The following is a 293-nucleotide window of genomic DNA, read 5'->3' on the forward strand; positions in this document are numbered from 1 at the left end:
CCTGCTCGATGACGATGTGCGCGTTGGTGCCGCTGACGCCGAACGACGACACACCGGCCCGCCGCGGGCGACCGGTCTCCGGCCACGGCTGCGGCTTTGTCAGCAGTTCGACGTCACCGGCGGACCAGTCCACCTGTGTCGTCGGCCGGTCGGCGTGCAGGGTCGGCGGCAGCACGCCGTGCCGCATCGCCATCACCATCTTGATGACACCCGCGACACCGGCGGCCGCCTGCGTGTGCCCGATGTTCGACTTCAGCGAACCCAGCCACAGCGGCTCACCGGCACGGTCCCGG

At 71.0% G+C, this 293-nt stretch carries 1 protein-coding gene; it reads right to left on the reverse strand.

Features of this window, described 5'->3' with window-relative positions; all coding sequences use genetic code 11:
• Positions 1-293: ketoacyl-synthetase C-terminal extension domain-containing protein (locus KYY02_RS33825; RefSeq protein WP_371244938.1), on the reverse strand; the 293-nt coding region annotated here is incomplete at both ends.

The organism is Streptomyces pimonensis (assembly GCF_041380215.1).
GTDB classification, from domain to species: domain Bacteria; phylum Actinomycetota; class Actinomycetes; order Streptomycetales; family Streptomycetaceae; genus Streptomyces; species Streptomyces pimonensis.